Here is a 17,805-nt window from a genome sequence, read left to right as displayed (position 1 = left end):
TTTGACCATTTTTTGATCAATCAACATGGGTGGCTAACTTGATTATAAAATTCGCGTGATTGATTATTTGAAATAAGCCGTCAAGCCATTCACGATTGCGCTAGCAACTTCCGTTTGGTAGGCAGTTGAACGGATATAGCTGAAATCAGAATTGTTATTGATGTAACCCAATTCAAGTAAGACTGAAGGGCGTTGATTATCGCGCAACACTTCGAAATTACCAAACTCGAGGCCACGATTCTTAAGTGGTAATCCAGCTAATTGAGTATTCAGACTTGTCGCAAGTTTCGTATCTCGATTCTTATTATAGTAATAAGTGGTGATTCCGGTGGCACCGCTGTGTGAATCTGCAGAATCAAGGTGAATACTGATAAAGGCATCCGCGTTTTGGTTGTTTGAGACTGTCGCACGACTGGAAAGATTCATGGTACTATCACTACTACGAGTCATGATGACATTTGCGCCAGCAGCACGGAGGTGACTTGCGACAACTTTGGCAATCTGAAGTGTATAGGTCTTTTCGTAATAATCACTCTGTGAAAGTGCCCCAGAGTCCGTGCCACCGTGACCGGCGTCGAGGACGATAGTTGATTCAGCTAAGTTGGAAGCAACTTTTGGCGTCGTGGTGTTATTCGTAGACTTGTTTTGAAGTGACACGACCCAACTTGCCACGTAGCCGGTCTGACCGGTGCTAGTCTTGACTTGATACCACTGGTTGACTGTTTTAACGTAAGTCAGTTTCGTATTCGCGGCTAAATTAGCGACGACTGTGGCACTGGAGTTCGGTTGTTGACGCAGGTGAGTATTGTTCGTCTTGACAAGGACAACTTCACTCGATTTGGTTGCAGTTTGCGTCGTTGTTTGCGTGTTTTGTGGCTCGGTTTGCGCACTCGCGTCGATTGTTCCGGTGACGTGAACCGCGTTACGCTTGACCCAAGCCACGGAATCGTTGTGTTTGATTTGATACCAACTACCATTCGTATAGAGAATCGTGACGGACTTACCCGCTTGCAATAGGCCCATTTTAACTGAAGATTCGCTGTTGGTCAGGTAGATTGGTGTATTATTGCTGTCAACACGCGCAACTTGATAACTCGTCGCACTGACTTCAGTATTCTTGACCAGCCAGCTGGCCACCCAACCAACTTGATTATTGCTGATTCGAACTTGATACCATTCATTTCGTTTACTAATGACCGTCAGCTTTTGCCCACGTTTCACCTGTGCACTCACATCATAAGCCAAGCCGGGTCCCTTGCGGATATTTAAAACACTCGCTTGAACCACAACTTGTTGACTGTATGCTAAAGCCACCGTCGTGCCAATTGAAGTCATGATTGCTAAGGCGATGATAATTAAAATGCGCCAACGCCATAATTTTTTTAAGTAAGTTTTTATCACAGTAATTACCCCTCGTTGCTGAGATAGATGTGAATCTCCATAATTACTGTTAATTATAGTCGTCATTTACCGCTTACAGTGACGTCAGACTTGAATCTTAAATAAATACTAAGAAATGGTCGATTTGAAGACGAATTGAGGTCAAACTTCGTCGATAAAGCTTAATTTAACAGTATTAACAAGATGGCGATGATAGATCTTTGAACTTCCTATTAGGCCATGTTCCTTCAATACTTCGTAGGATTGGTTGACAAACGGCTTGATTTGCAACTTGACTTTTACCATAATTATCGTTATTCTTGAGAAGAATATTTAGCCCGTGATGAATGAGAAGTAATTCCACCCACAGAGACTGTTGGCAGCTGAGAAGACAGACGGAATGAAACGACCATTTTGAGGCCAGGTGTAAAACCTCGTCTATCAGACGTTATCAATCAAGTTATGATAAGGTGGTACCGTGCCTCAAGCACCCTTAGTCGCAATTGCGATTAAGGGTGCTTTTTATATTCGAGTCATCATACAATCGCTGAGGTTTGATTGTGATGACTTTTGGAATCATTGTGGATTGGTCGAGAGACGACTAGCTAAATGATAAACAATTAGTAGGAGGAAATTTCATGCGTTATCAAAAGCCTAAGGGCACAGCAGATATTTTACCAAGCGATTCGAAGAAATGGCAATTTGTTGAACAAACTGCACAGGATGTTTTTGAATCATACAACTTCCACGAAATCAGAACACCCATTTTTGAATCTTACGATGTGTTCGAACGTTCGTCTGGCGAGTCTTCAGACGTTGTTTCTAAGGAAATGTACGATTTTTATGATAAGGGTGAACGCCACATTGCTTTGCGTCCAGAGGGAACTGCCGGTGTTGTCCGCGCCTATGTTGAGAATAAACTCTTTGGGCCAGAGCAAGTTAAGCCGTACAAAGTTTACTATCATGGACCGATGTTCCGTTACGAGCGTCCACAGTCTGGACGTCAGCGCCAATTCCATCAGATTGGCGTGGAAGCATTCGGATCCACATCACCACAATTAGACGTCGAGGTCATGGCGATGGCTGAGCAGCTACTCTCGAAGCTTCAGATCAACGGGATGAAATTGGTCATCAACAGTTTGGGTGATGCGAAGACACGCGAAGACTATCATCAGGCGCTAGTTGATTATTTGACGCCATTTGAGGGCGAATTGAGTGAAGATTCGAAGCGGCGTCTAGGCACGAATCCATTGCGAATTTTGGATAGCAAGGATCAGCACGATCAAGAAATCGTTCAAAACGCACCGACAATTTTGGATTTCTTGACGCCTGAATCAGAAGCTCACTTCGAAGCCGTCAAAGATGGACTGAGTGCGTTGGGGATTGATTTCGATGTTGATCATACGATGGTCCGCGGATTGGATTATTATACAGACACCATCTTTGAAATTATGGTGACTTCGCCCGCATTTAATAATAGTGAAATGACCGTCATTGCCGGTGGCCGTTACGATGGTCTCGTCAAAGAATTTGGTGGCCCTGAAGAAGCCGGCATTGGTTTTGGCATTGGTGTTGAGCGGCTACTGTTGTTATTGGCGCAAGATAACGACGAAGTCACACCGGCACCGTTGGACTGCTACGTTGTCAAAACGAGTGACAACGTCACAACGCCTGCCTTTGAAATTCTTCAGTCGATTCGTCGCGCTGGATTTTCAGCAGACCAGGACTACCTTGATCGCAAGGTAAAGGGCCAGTTTAAGAATGCTGATCGCCTACAAGCACGATTTGTCATTACCGTTGGTGAGAGCGAATTAGCCCAACAACAAGTGCCAATCAAGAATATGGCTACTGGCGTTCAAGTTGATGTCCCCGTTGAAGAAATCAAACATGATTTCAAGGCAGTGATGGCAAAACTTAGCGAATAAAATCAGATTGCACGGATCGAATTGTTGATCATCATGATGAAGAATGACGTTTAGGGTTGCTGGTTTCGATCACAAACGGCATGAGGAGGAAATACAATGGTAAAACGGACAACATATTGTGGGTTAGTCAATGAAACCTACTTGAATCAAGAAGTTGACTTAGCAGGTTGGGTCCAGAAGCGACGCAGTCTGGGAAATTTAGTCTTTGTCGATCTACGTGATCGCGAGGGCATCGTTCAGTTAGTCTTCAGTCAAGAAATCAATGCTGAGGCATTAGCACTTGCGGAAACATTACGTAACGAATACGTGATCAGTGTTCACGGTAAAGTCGTTGCTCGCGATGAAAGGGCAATTAATGAAAGAATGAAGACTGGTAAAATTGAGGTCGAAGTGACTGACATCACTGTCTTGAACGAATCTAAGACACCACCATTCGATATTACTGACAACGTCACCGCTTCCGAAGATACCAAGTTGAAATACCGCTATTTGGACTTACGTCGTCCAGAAATGATGACAGGATTGCGCACGCGTGCCCAAATTGTGAAGTCGGTTCATCATTACCTCGATGACCACGGTTTTATTGAAATTGAAACGCCTGATTTGACGAAATCGACACCTGAGGGCGCTCGTGATTACCTCGTTCCTTCACGTGTTTATCCAGGTAGTTTCTATGCTTTGCCGCAGTCACCGCAATTATTCAAAGAGTTATTGATGGCTTCTGGCTTCGATCGTTATTATCAAATCGCGCGTTGCTTCCGTGATGAAGACCTACGTGGTGATCGTCAACCTGAATTCACACAGATTGATTTAGAGACGAGTTTCTTGTCCGCTGAAGAAATTCAAGACTTGACTGAAGGCGTGATTGCTCAAGTGATGCATGATGAAAAGGGCATCGGCGTCCAATTGCCATTTCCGCGCTTAACGTGGAACGATGCAATGGCTCGTTTTGGCTCGGATAAGCCCGATTTGCGTTTCGGGATGGAATTACAAGACTTGAGCGAATTCTTCAAGGACAGTGCCTTTAAAGTCTTCAAGAGTGCGATTGAAAACGGCGGCCAGGTCAAGGCCATCGTTGCCCCACAAGCTGCAACTAAATATTCCCGTAAGCAAATCGAGGGTCTTCAAGACTACATCAAGCGTTTCGGTGCCAAAGGCCTTGCTTGGTTGAAAGTTGAAAACGGTGAGGTTGCTGGCCCAATTTCTAAATTCGTCAAGGAACAACAGGCAGAATTGTTAGCTCAACTTGATGCTCATGACGGTGATCTCTTATTGTTTGTGGCAGACACTCAAAAGGTCGTGGCGGATAGTTTAGGTTACTTGCGCAATTACTTTGGTAAAGAACTCGATTTGATTCCTGACAACCAATTTGCCTTCACCTGGGTTGTTGACTGGCCATTGTTCGAATACGATGAAGGCGACCAGCGTTGGGTTGCTGCTCACCATCCGTTCACCATGCCTAATGAAGAAGACATCCATTTGTTAGACACGGATCCCCATTCGGCCCACGCACAAAGTTACGATATTGTCTTGAATGGCTATGAAATTGGTGGCGGTTCGATTCGTATTCATACACGTGAAATCCAAGAGAAGATGTTGAAGGCTCTCGATTTCTCGAAGGAAAAAGCACAAGAACAGTTCGGCTTCTTGCTTGATGCTCAAGATTACGGATTTCCACCACTCGGCGGCTTAGCCATCGGACTTGATCGTTTCGCCATGTTACTTGCGGGTCGCGATAATATTCGTGATGTGATTGCCTTTCCTAAGAATTCTAAAGCAACAGAACCAATGACTGAAGCACCATCTCGGGTAGCAACAGCGCAATTAGATGAATTAGGCTTAAACGTTGAGGATGAGTCTGAAAAGTAAGCAGATTTATTCTTGGACATTTCAGAAAAAAACGCCATAATAAACACTAAAGAACATCGCTGACATCATTTTGACTGCGGTGTTTTTTAGTCAGAAAACAATGATGACAAGATAGGAGAATGATAATGAAAAAAGAAACTGCAATATTTGCTGGCGGTTGTTTCTGGTGTATGGTCAGTCCTTTCGATCAGCAGCCCGGGATTATTAAGGTTGTTTCGGGTTACACAGGCGGCCACGTCCCAAATCCGACGTATGAACAAGTCAGCTCGCACACGACGGGCCACACCGAAGCTGTTGAAATCACTTACGATGCAGATGTCATTAGTTATCAAGATCTTGTTGAAATCTATTGGAAAGTTACCGATCCTACCGATGCCATGGGGCAGTTCCAGGATCGCGGGGACAATTATCGACCGGTGATTTTTGTGAACTCTCCAGAACAGCGCGCTGTCGCAGAAGCTTCACGTCAACATCTTGCCGACTCAGGTGTCTTCAAGGATCCCATTGTCACAAAGATTGAGAACGTCCAACCATTCTATGTGGCTGAAGATTATCATCAAGACTTCTATCGTAAGAATCCTGAACGCTATGCTATGGAAGAACGCGGTGGCCGAGAACAATTTATTGCTGACCATTGGCACAAAGCTTAAACTGAAAACTTTTCATATTTATTCGTCTCGCTTACATTTTTTCCTATCCGTGGGTCAATTGCTTGTGTTACAATATGGTCAAATGTTTGGGATAAGAAGGTAGCGGGCAAAAAATGTATAAAAATATCGAGCGTATCATTCAACGACATTCTAACTTCACGAAGTTATCAATGGCGTTTTTCTATGCCATCTGTGTCTCCATTGCGATGAATTTTTTCTGGCAGCCAGGGCATATTTATTCATCGGGAATTACAGGGGCGGCTCAGTTAGTCGCGAGTCTAATTGAGAAGACGGGTATGCCATTGACGACTCCCGTGCTATATTTCGTGTTCAACATTCCCTTATTCATCGTTGCTTGGTTCAAAATTGGGCATCGATTTACCATCTTTACATTCTATGCGGTTATTTTTTCAACGGTCATGATGCATTTAATTCCACCGGTGCGGGTTCATTTTGACCCAATTATCTGCGCAATTTTTGGTGGGTTGATCAACGGGATGGGAACTGGGATGGCCCTGAAGAATAATATTTCGACGGGTGGTCTCGACATTATCGGGATTGTTCTGCGCAAGAAAACGGGTAAAAGTGTCGGTAGTATCAATATCGCCTTCAATTTGTTGATTATCTTTGGCGCCGGTTTCGTCTTCGGATGGGTCCACGCACTGTATAGTGCCATGGGAATCTTCATCAACGGCGCAGTGATCGATGCTGTTTACACGAGCCATCAACGTTTACAGGTGATGATTGTGACTGATCAACCCAAAGAAGTGATCAATTGCGTTCAGAAGTCCTTGCGGCGAGGGATCACGATCGTTCACGATGCCGAAGGTGCCTTCAAACATGAAGAAAAAACAATTTTGTTTACGATTATTTCGCGTTATGAAATGCATGACTTTGAGGAAGCTATTCATTTGTCGGATCCCTATGCATTTGTCAGCATCACCGAAGTTTTCAAACTGATGGGTCATTTTTACGAACCAAAAGTAGAATAGGAGTGGATGATTTGACTGAACCTGAATTATTAATCGGCTCACACGTTAGCATGAGTGGCAAAAAAATGTTGGTTGGCGCCGTCGAAGAGGCACGGGGATATGCTGCCAATGCGATGATGATTTTTACCGGTGCGCCTCAAAACACACGGCGCAAGTCAACGGACGACATGAATATTCCTGCTGGCTTGGCCTTGGCAAAAACAGCTGGGATCAAAAAAATTGTCATCCACGCGCCTTATATTATTAACTTGGGTAACACAATTAAACCGGAATCGCTACCGTTCGCTATCGAGTTCATGCAAGGCGAAGTTCAACGCGCAGATGCAATCGGTGCTGACATGATGAGTTTTCATCCTGGCGCGCATGTTGGCGCCGGTGCAGATGCAGCGCTGACGCAAATTGCACACGCCTTAGACCAAATCATCAGTCAAGATCAACAGGTGAGCATTGCGCTGGAAACCATGGCTGGTAAAGGGACAGAGGTTGGACGCACTTTCGAGGAACTCGCGACGATTATCGATCGAACTCAGCACAATGAGAAACTATCAGTGACCTTTGACACCTGCCACACCAACGATGCTGGTTATGATGTTAAAAACGACTTCGACGGCGTGTTGAACGAGTTTGATCACGTGATCGGTCTCGACCGGTTGAGCGTCATTCATCTCAATGATTCGAAGAATGCCATTGGTGCACACAAAGATCGGCACACAAATATTGGTTTTGGGACGATTGGTTTTGACGCACTCAATGCAGTTGCGCATCATCCACAATTGGCGGAAATTCCGAAGATTCTGGAGACGCCCTATGTCGGTGTGACGGATGATGCCAAGGGGACGATTTCGCCGTATGGTGCGGAGATTGCGATGTTGCGTGCACAGACGTTTGATCCTCTGATGAAGGAGAAATTACGACAAGCGTAGTGGTTGTTTTGTTTTGAGGTGCAGTTGTCTTTAAACTCATCAGTCCACTGCGTGGAAAGTTGTTGCCTTTGCCGTGTAGTCGTCTCCGCCCAAGTTGCTGCGGAAAACAGTCGTTCTTGCTGTGGGGCCGGCTTTCGCCTTTTTGCAGCGCGCTTTGCTTGCTTCACGCTCTCGCAGCCTAACAAAACTTTCACAGCATCACAACCGTTTTCCTCCGCAACTTCTGATTTAATCTTAACAATTGAATAACTGGTTCAGTAATCTATGCTAATTTCTACTTCTTAATTTCACAACCACAGTTTCGCCTTACCGTCTGAGTCAGGGAACGGAGTGGAAAGTTGTTGCTGTGCTGTGAAAATGTTGTTAATCCGCGCGGGCCATGCGGATTTTACAACATTGGACAAACATTAGACTTCGAGAAACGAAGGCTAATGTTTGAGGCGGAAGATTTATTCACCGAGTGCGAAGCACGAGCCGAATAAACCTGAAGCCGGTCCCACAAGCGAAGGCAACAGCTTTCCACGCAGTGGACTGACGGGCCTAATGGTTTGATAGATATGTGAAGCAGCCGGCCCCACATGCAAACATGCCCATTGTCTGTAGCAACTTGGGCGAGACAATGCAGAACCAACCAAAAAAAACACCGATTTGAGTAAAAACTGCTCAAATCGGTGTTTTTAAACTGGGATCATTAATAATGATCCAGGCCCAAGTGCTCTAAGATCAGTGTGGCGGTCTCTTCAATTGAGCGATTGGCAACATTGATCACGTAACAACCTAATTTCTTATAGAGGTCCTGCGCGAAGGCGAGTTCAGATTTAATGGCATCCATATCTGAATAGGTGGTGTCTGGATTTAATCCATAGGCAATCATCCTTTGCCGGCGAATGTTGTTCAGGACTTGTGGGTCGTTGGTTAGCCCGATGATCTTCTTAGGATCAACTTGATACAGTTCTTCTGGAATGTGTGCTTGTGGCACGATCGGAAGATTGGCGACTTTGATGTTGCGGTTAGCGAGGAATAATGAAATTGGCGTCTTCGAGGTCCGTGAGATGCCAAGCAAAATCACATCTGCTTCCAAGAAGCCTCGTGGATCTTTGCCATCATCATAGAGGACGGCGAATTCCATCGCAGATATACGATCAAAGTATTTTTCAGTTAAATGGTGTAAAGCACCGGCTTCATGGGTAGGTTGGAGGTCGAAGCGCTTACTAACGCTGCGAACGACAGGGGTGATGAGATCAATCGCCACAATTCCAAGATTGGCGGCTTGGACTTGTAAATATTCGCTGAGTCCCTGGGTGACCAAGGTGTGGGTGATGATTGCATTTTTTTCTTGGGCAATTTTTAGAAGTTCATCGATTTTATCGGTGGAATTAACGAAGGGGAATCGCTCATAGAACGGTTTGATCTCAGGAAATTGGGCCATGGCCGCCTGTGTGAGCTTAAATGCCGTTTCACCAACGGAATCAGAAATTAAACAGAGATACAATTGTTTGGGTTCAGACATTATTTTTACCTCATTTTTTTCTTTTATCATAGCATATTTGATAAATGATAACTATTTTCTTTAAATAAATTCGCAAACGTTATTGACCCCTTTTTCAAGTTTCGCTATAATGATGAGGAACCACTGTGATGTAGTCGAAAATTTTGCAACAGAGTAGTTACATGGAAACTGGAAGGAGGGAAATCACATGGCTAAGACAATTGTCCGCGACAACGAGTCTCTTGATGATGCTCTTCGACGTTTCAAACGTTCTGTTTCAAAAAGTGGTCAACTCCAAGAATACCGTAAACGTGAGTTCTACGAGAAACCAAGCGTTAAGAAGAAATTAAAGTCTGAAGCAGCACGCAAACGTAAGAAATTTAGATAAATAAATGTCCCTCTTGTTTTTGGATTGCTAAGCAGTCTTTCAGAGCAAGGGGGTATTTTTTCGGGAGGAATCATAAATGTCTCTAAATGAGCAATTAACTGCCGATTTAAAAGCAGCGATGAAAGCCAAAAATAAGACGCAATTAAACGTCATTCGGATGATCAAGTCTGCCTTAATGAATGCCAAAATTCAAAAGGGGAGTGACTTGAGTAATGAGGACGAATTACAGGTCATCACCACCGAAATGAAGCAACGCAAAGATTCTTTGAGTGAATTCGAGAAAGCTGGTCGTGAAGACTTGGTTGCCGAAATCAAGGCAGAGATCGAAGTCGTTGAGAAATACTTACCGGCACAACTTAGTGACGACGAGTTGTCAAACGTTATTCAAGCCACGATTACTGAGATTGGTGCGACTTCAATGAAGGATATGGGCAAAGTGATGTCGACTCTGATGCCAAAAGTAAAAGGTCGTGCTGATGGTGGTAAGGTCAATCAAGTTGTTAAACAGTTATTAAGCTAGTCAGCCGGAAGTTAACTGTTTGGCGTTCATGTCCAAGTGCTAACGGGTCACAAACTTCAGGCACAGTTAACTTAAAATGTTCATCTGAAAAAGCATAGGAATTTCCTATGTTTTTTTCGACCCCCAATTGTGCTAAAATTCAATTAACAGATGCTTTTTTGAATGGAGCGAATTATTTGATAGATCAACCGAAGATCGAAAAATCCTATCTCTTGCCAAATCCGGAACAAGCCGTTAGTTTGTTGGGTGTGAACGATGAATTCTTGAAGCTACTCGAAGAAGGTATGTCGGTCAGCATTCGCGCATTTGGTGACAAAATTGTTGTTGAAGGACCAGCAGTCGCTGTCGATCGCACCATTAATATTTTTGCTGAGCTAGCGACCTTGCTCACACAGGGCGTCTCCATTGGGGCGGCTGATGTTCTCAGTGCAATGAAGATGGCCGATCGTGGGACACTTGCCTATTTCAGTGATTTATACACGGAAGAAATCGTTCGTGATGCGAAAGGCCGCAGCGTGCGGGTCAAGAATTTGGGCCAACGTCAATACGTACAGTCTGTGAAGCACAACGAGATCACTTTTGGTATCGGGCCAGCTGGGACGGGTAAGACTTACCTAGCAGTGGCCTTAGCAGTTGCGGCACTCAAGGCGAATCAGATTTCACGAATTGTCTTGACTCGACCTGCAGTGGAGGCGGGTGAGAATCTTGGTTTCTTGCCGGGGGACCTGAAAGAGAAAATCGATCCCTATCTTCGCCCAATCTATGATGCCCTCTATGCAATTATGGGGACGGAGCATGCGAATCGATTGATGGAACGTGGCATCATCGAAATTGCCCCGTTAGCGTACATGAGAGGCCGTACGCTCGAGGAGGCACTCGTGATCTTGGATGAGGCTCAGAACACCACACCCGCGCAAATGAAGATGTTTCTGACGCGATTAGGTGTCGGCTCGAAGATGATTATCAATGGTGATGTCACCCAAATCGATTTGCCGCGTCACCAACGCAGCGGGTTGATCCAAGCCGCAAACGTCCTGCAACAAGTTCCGCATATCGGGTTTGTAGAGCTTTCTTCTGCAGATGTGGTGCGCCATCCCGTTGTTTCAAGTATTATTGACGCCTATGAAAAATATGATCAGGAGCAATTGAGGAAAAATGAATCTGGAAATCATTAATGATGAACAACTTATTCCCACAGCGCGTGAAACATGGATCGATCAATTAGTCGATTATGCCGCCAAAAAATTAGATTTGCCTGACGACACGGAAATGTCGATCAGCTTGATTACCGATGAGAAGATTCGCGAGATCAATCGTGAGTATCGGCAAAAAGATCGCGTCACCGATGTGATTAGCTTTGCCATCGAAGACGGTGAAGATGATGATCTGCCTAACTTTGAAGAATTGGCTGAAGAGCTGGACATTCCTCGCAATATCGGCGACTTATTTATTGCACCCAATCACGTGGCTGAGCAAGCGAAGGAATATGACCATAGTTTCGATCGTGAATTCGGATACACTGTTGTGCATGGTTTCTTGCATCTTAACGGTTATGATCACATTGAACCTGAGGACGAAAAAGTGATGATCAAACTTCAAGAGGAAATACTAGATGGCTATGGGCTTAAACGATAATTCACACCAAACGAAGAAAAACCGGCGCTTTACCCAGTCGCTTTTCCATGCGCTTGAAGGATTACGCTGGACTTTTCAGGATGAGACGAACTTCAAACGCCATCTGGTCATTGCCGCCATTGTTATCTTGGTTGGCTTCTTATTTCAGGTGAGCAAGCTCGACTGGTTATGGTTGATCGTGGTTATTTTCCTAGTCTTGATCGCCGAATTATGGAATACTGCAGTTGAATATATTGTTGACTTGCTGGTCCAGAAGCATTACGATCCACTCGCAAAAAAAATCAAAGACGTTTCCGCTGCGATTGTGCTGGTTGCCGCTTTGCTGGCTGTCGTCGTTGGTTTGATCATCTTTGCGCCACATTTAATTAAGTTGTTTTAAGCATTTATTGAATTGGAGGTCATGAAGTTGAATGAATTGATCGAGAAAGCAAAGCAAGCACGGGAGCAGGCTTATGTTCCATATTCTAAATTTGCCGTTGGTGCGGCGGTCTTAACTGATGATGGCCATATTTTTCAAGGTTGTAATATTGAGAATGGATCCTTTAGCATGACCATTTGTGCTGAACGTTGCGCTATGTTTGCCGGCGTTTTGGCTGGTTACCATCATTTCAAGGCGATTGCTGTGATTGCTGACACGAAGGGTGGCGTCTCTCCTTGTGGAGCTTGTCGACAAGTGATGACCGAATTTATGAATCCAGACGACCAAGTCATCTTGGCAAACTTGCAAGGTGATCAGATTGACACCACTGTTGAAGGCGTCTTACCATACTCTTTTTCACTGAAGGATGATCCTATTAAATGACAGAATTTAAATCAGGTTTCGTGGCTTTGTTGGGCCGCCCCAATGTGGGAAAATCAACACTCATGAACCGCCTTGTTGGCGAAAAAGTTGCGATTATGTCGCCTAAAGCACAGACCACACGCAATAAAATTCAAGGTGTGATCACCGATTCGGATGCGCAAATCGTCTTTTTGGACACACCAGGTATTCATAAACCGAAAAACGATCTCGATCAATATATGGATAAGGCAGCTTTTTCGTCATTGAATGAAGTTGACATCGCGATCTATATGACGAGTGCCGATGATAAAATTGGCCCTGGAGATCGTTATATTTTAAATGAATTAGCTAGTTTGAAGACACCACTGTTTTTAGTGATCAATAAGATCGACTTGATTCATCCAGATGATCTCTTAACGCAGATTTTGGCTTTTAAAGACGAAGCCAATTTTGCCGAAGTCATTCCGTTGTCCGCAACTCAGGGGAATAATGTCGAAGAATTAATGACCGAAATCAAGTCTTATTTACCCGTTGGTCCGAAATATTATCCAGACGATCAATTGACGGATCATCCGGAATATTTCATCGTTGGCGAGTTGATTCGCGAGAAGATTCTCGAATTTACTCGCGATGAAGTGCCACACTCCACCGCCGTGATTGTCGAAGACATGAATACACATCAACAAGGCAAGCTTGTGATCAACGCGGTAATATACGTGGATCGCGATAGCCAGAAGGGCATTGTCATCGGTAAAGGTGCGGCAATGCTGAAGAAAATTGGCATTGGTGCGCGCCGCGAAATCGAAGCTTTGTTAGGTGAAAAGGTCAATCTGAAGCTACAAGTGAGTGTACAACGCAACTGGCGTGATAATCCGTTATTCTTAGCGAGAGCGGGTTACAACCAAAAGGATTTGAACTGATGTCACTGATTCGCGATGCCGAATTTCGCGGCTTGGTCATGTATCGTCGTGATTATCGCGAACGCGATCTATTGGTTCAGGTTTTGACCGATAAGTATGCCGCTAAAATGTTTATGGTTCGTGGCGCAAAAAAACCGCGATTCAAGATGCAAACGGCAATTTTGCCATTCACAGCAGCGAGTTACGTTGGGCAAATTAATCCAAATGGTCTGTCTTATTTGACCACCACAAAACGGACAACGCTATTGCAACAGATTTCATCGGATTTGGTTTTACAAGCCTATGCGTCATATTTATTAACGTTGACGGCTGCTGCATTCGATGAGAACACGGCGATGGGGCGCTATTTTGACTTGTTGGAAACGACGCTGACTAAAATGAATGAGGGCACAGATCCACAATTGCTGACCAACTTGGTTGAGATCAAGCTGCTAGGACTCTTTGGGGTCGCGCCACATTTGCAAGATTGTGTGATTTGTCATCGTCGCGATTTACCCCTGGATTATTCGGAAACCTATGGCGGATTGCTCTGTCAGAATCATTGGCCACTCGATAGTCATCGTTTGCATGCGCAACCCAAATCAGTTGCTCTCATGCAAGGCCTTGCGCGAATCATGCCAGAACAACTCGGTAAAATTGATCTCCAACCGCGAACGAAGCGGGAATTGCAGCGTATCTTGGACAATATTTATCAGGATCAGGTCGGTCTGCAGCTCAAAAGTAAGAAATACCTGGACGAAATGACGCGCTTGCCAGATTGGTCGCAGTCAAATTCAAACAAGCCCTCTGAATCAGCCTCAACTGAGAATGATTGACATTTTCATTAAAAACGACTAAACTACAAAATGAATTTGAACTTTGCTTCAGGTTGATTGCGGAATAAGAATCTTCAACCCAGCGAGTGTGGTCAGTGGAAGCACACACGAAGATCAGGCACCGCAATTTTAGAAAACAAATTAAAAAACAATGAAGTGCAGATGCAAGCATCTGAATTAGGGTGGAACCGCGACGCGACTAACTCGAATCGTCCCTATGCTAGGCTTATTCAGCTTAGCATAGGGATTTTTTTGTGTTTTTGACAGCGTCTAAGTTTAAATCCAGCATCATTGTCATGATTGATGACTCAAAAGTGAAGTTAAGAAAGGTGTGTTGAATGAATGGTCAAAAAATTAAATGTTCAAGAAATGATTCTGACCTTACAGAAATTCTGGTCTGCTAAAGGCTGTATGTTAATGCAAGCTTACGATACGGAAAAGGGGGCGGGTACCATGAGCCCTTATACGTTCTTGCGTGCCATTGGACCCGAGCCTTGGAACGCCGCTTACGTTGAACCTTCACGTCGTCCTGCAGATGGTCGTTATGGTGAGAATCCTAACCGATTGTTCCAACATCATCAATTCCAAGTCGTTATGAAGCCTTCGCCTAAGAATATTCAAGAGTATTATTTGGATAGCTTGCGTGAATTGGGAATTGAACCCTTGGAGCATGATATTCGCTTTGTCGAAGATAATTGGGAGAACCCTTCAATGGGTTGTGCCGGTGTGGGTTGGGAAGTTTGGCTCGATGGGATGGAAGTCAGTCAGTTCACGTATTTCCAGCAGGTTGGTGGCTTGACTGTTGACCCAGTGACCTCTGAGATCACGTACGGGGTTGAGCGTTTGGCATCTTACATCCAGGATGTTGATTCCGTTTTCGATCTTGAATGGGGTGACGGCGTGCTCTACGGCGATATCTTCCAAGAGCCCGAGTTTGAGCATTCGAAGTACGCATTTGAAGAAAGCAATCAAGAGATGTTGCTCGCATTCTTCAATGATTATGAGAAAGAAGCCCTGCGTCTAATTGGCTTGGGTCTCGTTCATCCTGCCTATGACTACGTCTTGAAGTGCAGCCATACCTTTAATTTGCTCGATGCGCGCGGTGCCGTGTCGGTGACTGAGCGTGCTGGCTACTTATCGCGAATTCGTCGGATGGCTCATCAGATCGCTCAAGCCTTCGTTGCCGAACGTGAAAAACTCGGCTTCCCATTACAACAACATGCCCAAGAACAGAAGGGGGAAGAAGCCTAATGACTGCAACTTATTTATTTGAAATTGGCCTTGAAGAAATGCCCGCACATGTCGTTCGTCCTAGCTTGGATCAATTAATTGAAAAAACAACGGCGTATTTAAAAGAACAACGTTTAGACTTCGAAGAAATCAAACCATTCGCCACGCCAAGAAGATTAGCGTTCTTAATCACAGGTTTGGCTGAGAAACAACTCGATCAAGTTGAAGAGGTCAAAGGCCCCGCAAAGCGGATCGCACAAGATGCCGAAGGTAATTTCACGAAGGCAGCGTTGGGTTTTGCACGTGGCCAGGGTGTCAGTGCTGATGCAATTACCTTTAAAGAATTCAAGGGTGAACCTTATGTCTTCGTTGAGAAGAAGACGATTGGACAATCAGCAGCGACGGTTTTGCAAGGCATTGAAGCAATTGCCAAGGGATTAACTTTCCCAACCCGGATGAAGTGGGGCAGTTATCATTTCGAATATATCCGCCCGATTCACTGGTTAGTCAGTCTGCTTGATGATCAAGTTGTACCGATGCAAATTCTTGATGTTAAAGCGGGACGGACAACTCGCGGTCATCGTTTCTTAGGCCACTCGATCGAATTGGCACAGGCAACTGATTATGAAGCGGCATTAGCCAACGATCACGTTATCGCCGACCTCGACAAACGTCAGGCTAAAATCGAAGAACAGATCAAAGTGATTGCCAGCCAAAATCAGTGGCAAGTCGATTTAGATCCAGATTTACTGGAAGAGGTCGTTAACTTAGTCGAATATCCAACCGCCTTCACGGGCCATTTTGATCCGAAATATTTGTCGGTACCTGAACCTGTCTTGATCACATCGATGAAGGACAATCAACGTTATTTCTACGCGCGCCAACAGGATGGTCGCCTAGCACCTAACTTTATCGGTGTTCGCAACGGGACCGATCACAAATTAGAAAATGTGATCTCTGGTAACGAAAAAGTTCTCGTCGCACGTTTGGAAGATGCTAAATTCTTCTTCGAGGAAGATCAGAAGCATTCACTGGATGCCTACGTTGAAAAGCTGAAGACCGTTAGCTTCCATGATAAAATTGGGACAATGTTTGAAAAGATGCAACGCGTCACTGTGCTGGGTCAAAGCTTAGGCCAATTATTTGGTTTGAATGATTCAGAATTGGCCGATCTTAAACGAGCAAGTCAAATTTATAAATTTGATCTGGTAACGGGTATGGTTGGTGAGTTCCCTGAATTACAAGGTGTGATGGGTGAAATTTATGCGAAGATTTTTGGCGAGAATGCACAAGTCGCTCAAGCTGTTCGCGAACACTACCTCCCAACTTCTGCCAACGGTGAATTACCTGCCTCTCGTGTGGGGGCCACGTTGGCGATTGCCGATAAGATCGATACGATTCTAGCCTTCTTCAGCGTTGGCATGATTCCAAGTGGTTCAAACGATCCTTATGCACTTCGTCGTCAATCCTTTGGTGTTGTGCGGATTCTCGTCGCTAATCACTGGCATCTCTCTTTGCGTTCCCTTCAAGCAAAAGTGGCAGAAACACTCGCAACTCATCGTTTGACGTTCGATTTGAACTGGACGGATCATCGTGATGATTTTCTTCACTTCTTTATGGATCGGCTTCGCCAGTTCTTGAGTGAGCAAGAAGTACGTCATGATTTCATCGATGCGATTACAGATTCAGCGACTGTCGATCCAACGACGGTCCAAGAAATTGCGCAAACTTTGGCTGCTCATCGTGAAGACCAAGATTTCAAATCGACGATCGAAGCTTTGACACGAGTACTTCGTCTAGCGGATCAGGCAGACTTGAAACTTACTGATTTACAAGTTGATCCAGAACTATTCGAGAATCCTTCTGAGCAACAATTAAATGACGCGGTTCAAAAGATTCGTCAAGATTTTACCGCTCAAACGATTGAACAAAATTATCAAGAATTACACGATTTACGTCCGATTATTGAGGCTTATTTCGAGGAGAATATGATCATGGCCGAGGATCAGAACGTACGTCGCAATCGACTGACTCAGTTGTTGATTTTACAAAAATTAATTCGCGTTTTTGGTAATCTAAATGAATTGATCGTGAAGTAACTGTGATCACGGACAGCTTAGAATTTTAAGCGCCCCACCATTGTTGAGATCTTTGTCTCACAATGGTGGGGCGCTTTAGATCTACATTTATTCTTTGATCGGGTCTGTTGAAGGTGTGTTTGACTAGCTTTAGCTGACGTTTGATGACTCTTATCTCAACTGGAACACAATTGTCGGTCAATGTTATAC

At 44.6% G+C, this 17,805-nt stretch carries 17 protein-coding genes; 15 read left to right on the top strand and 2 right to left on the bottom strand.

Translation table 11 applies throughout. The annotated features are described in order from the left end of the window. Nucleotides 1-63: 63 nt before the first annotated feature. Complete coding sequence (locus FC15_RS03775) at nt 64-1,401, bottom strand: N-acetylmuramoyl-L-alanine amidase family protein (RefSeq protein WP_057824111.1); 1,338 nt, start codon at nt 1,399-1,401, stop codon at nt 64-66. A 617-nt stretch (nt 1,402-2,018) separates the two neighbouring features. Between FC15_RS03775 and hisS the strand changes: the two genes are divergently transcribed. The 5 genes from hisS to FC15_RS03750 all read left to right on the top strand — a co-directional run bounded on the left by hisS (nt 2,019) and on the right by FC15_RS03750 (nt 7,739). Then, the gene (gene hisS / locus FC15_RS03770) at nt 2,019-3,305 is read left to right on the top strand and encodes a histidine--tRNA ligase (protein ID WP_057824109.1); all 1,287 of its coding nucleotides are present in this window, start codon (nt 2,019-2,021) and stop codon (nt 3,303-3,305) included. A gap of 96 nt (nt 3,306-3,401) precedes the next feature. Then, nucleotides 3,402-5,174: an aspartate--tRNA ligase gene (gene aspS / locus FC15_RS03765; protein WP_057824107.1), complete on the top strand. Its 1,773-nt coding sequence runs from the start codon at nt 3,402-3,404 to the stop codon at nt 5,172-5,174. 119 nt (nt 5,175-5,293) lie between these two features. Further along, a complete protein-coding gene (msrA, locus tag FC15_RS03760) occupies nt 5,294-5,824 on the top strand; it encodes a peptide-methionine (S)-S-oxide reductase MsrA (protein WP_057824105.1) in 531 nt (176 codons plus the stop codon). A 113-nt stretch (nt 5,825-5,937) separates the two neighbouring features. After that, a complete protein-coding gene (locus FC15_RS03755) occupies nt 5,938-6,816 on the top strand; it encodes a YitT family protein (protein WP_057824104.1) in 879 nt (292 codons plus the stop codon). Between the two features lie 11 nt (nt 6,817-6,827). Continuing rightward, entirely contained in the window at nt 6,828-7,739 is a 912-nt protein-coding gene (locus FC15_RS03750; protein ID WP_268872200.1) for a deoxyribonuclease IV, read from the top strand. Between the two features lie 691 nt (nt 7,740-8,430). Here the strand turns inward: FC15_RS03750 and FC15_RS03745 are convergent. After that, entirely contained in the window at nt 8,431-9,249 is an 819-nt protein-coding gene (locus tag FC15_RS03745) for a pyruvate, water dikinase regulatory protein (RefSeq protein ID WP_057824102.1), read from the bottom strand. A 187-nt stretch (nt 9,250-9,436) separates the two neighbouring features. Here FC15_RS03745 and rpsU point away from each other — a divergent pair, with 187 nt between their 5' ends. From rpsU to glyS, 10 genes are all read left to right on the top strand, one after another. Continuing rightward, nucleotides 9,437-9,616 (top strand): 30S ribosomal protein S21, encoded by a 180-nt coding sequence (gene rpsU / locus FC15_RS03740; protein WP_057824099.1) that lies wholly within the window; start codon nt 9,437-9,439, stop codon nt 9,614-9,616. A 76-nt stretch (nt 9,617-9,692) separates the two neighbouring features. Continuing rightward, complete coding sequence (locus FC15_RS03735) at nt 9,693-10,136, top strand: GatB/YqeY domain-containing protein (RefSeq protein WP_057824097.1); 444 nt, start codon at nt 9,693-9,695, stop codon at nt 10,134-10,136. 176 nt (nt 10,137-10,312) lie between these two features. Beyond that, the gene (locus FC15_RS03730; protein WP_057824122.1) at nt 10,313-11,311 is read left to right on the top strand and encodes a PhoH family protein; all 999 of its coding nucleotides are present in this window, start codon (nt 10,313-10,315) and stop codon (nt 11,309-11,311) included. Beyond that, the gene (ybeY, locus tag FC15_RS03725; RefSeq protein ID WP_057824095.1) at nt 11,292-11,771 is read left to right on the top strand and encodes an rRNA maturation RNase YbeY; all 480 of its coding nucleotides are present in this window, start codon (nt 11,292-11,294) and stop codon (nt 11,769-11,771) included. The genes FC15_RS03730 and ybeY overlap by 20 nt, the downstream gene beginning before the upstream one ends. Next, nucleotides 11,749-12,150 (top strand): diacylglycerol kinase family protein, encoded by a 402-nt coding sequence (locus tag FC15_RS03720; protein ID WP_083479075.1) that lies wholly within the window; start codon nt 11,749-11,751, stop codon nt 12,148-12,150. Before ybeY ends, FC15_RS03720 begins: the two co-directional genes overlap by 23 nt. Nucleotides 12,151-12,162: 12 nt before the next feature. After that, nucleotides 12,163-12,573: a cytidine deaminase gene (locus tag FC15_RS03715; protein WP_420835679.1), complete on the top strand. Its 411-nt coding sequence runs from the start codon at nt 12,163-12,165 to the stop codon at nt 12,571-12,573. Beyond that, nucleotides 12,570-13,472, top strand: coding sequence for a GTPase Era (gene era / locus FC15_RS03710; RefSeq protein WP_057824091.1), 903 nt, complete (start codon nt 12,570-12,572; stop codon nt 13,470-13,472). Before FC15_RS03715 ends, era begins: the two co-directional genes overlap by 4 nt. Next, nucleotides 13,472-14,287, top strand: a complete 816-nt coding sequence (gene recO / locus FC15_RS03705) for a DNA repair protein RecO (RefSeq protein ID WP_057824089.1) — start codon at nt 13,472-13,474, stop codon at nt 14,285-14,287. Before era ends, recO begins: the two co-directional genes overlap by 1 nt. A 342-nt stretch (nt 14,288-14,629) precedes the next feature. Then, nucleotides 14,630-15,538 carry a glycine--tRNA ligase subunit alpha gene (glyQ, locus tag FC15_RS03700; RefSeq protein ID WP_057824086.1) on the top strand — a complete coding sequence of 303 codons (909 nt, stop codon included), beginning with the start codon at nt 14,630-14,632 and terminating at the stop codon, nt 15,536-15,538. Next, nucleotides 15,538-17,616 (top strand): glycine--tRNA ligase subunit beta, encoded by a 2,079-nt coding sequence (glyS, locus tag FC15_RS03695; RefSeq protein ID WP_057824085.1) that lies wholly within the window; start codon nt 15,538-15,540, stop codon nt 17,614-17,616. Before glyQ ends, glyS begins: the two co-directional genes overlap by 1 nt. Nucleotides 17,617-17,805: the final 189 nt, after the last annotated feature.

Source organism: Lapidilactobacillus concavus DSM 17758 (assembly GCF_001435835.1).
GTDB lineage: Bacteria > Bacillota > Bacilli > Lactobacillales > Lactobacillaceae > Lapidilactobacillus > Lapidilactobacillus concavus.
Note: the sequence above shows the minus strand (reverse complement) of the source record. Positions and strands in the feature narration are given on the sequence as shown.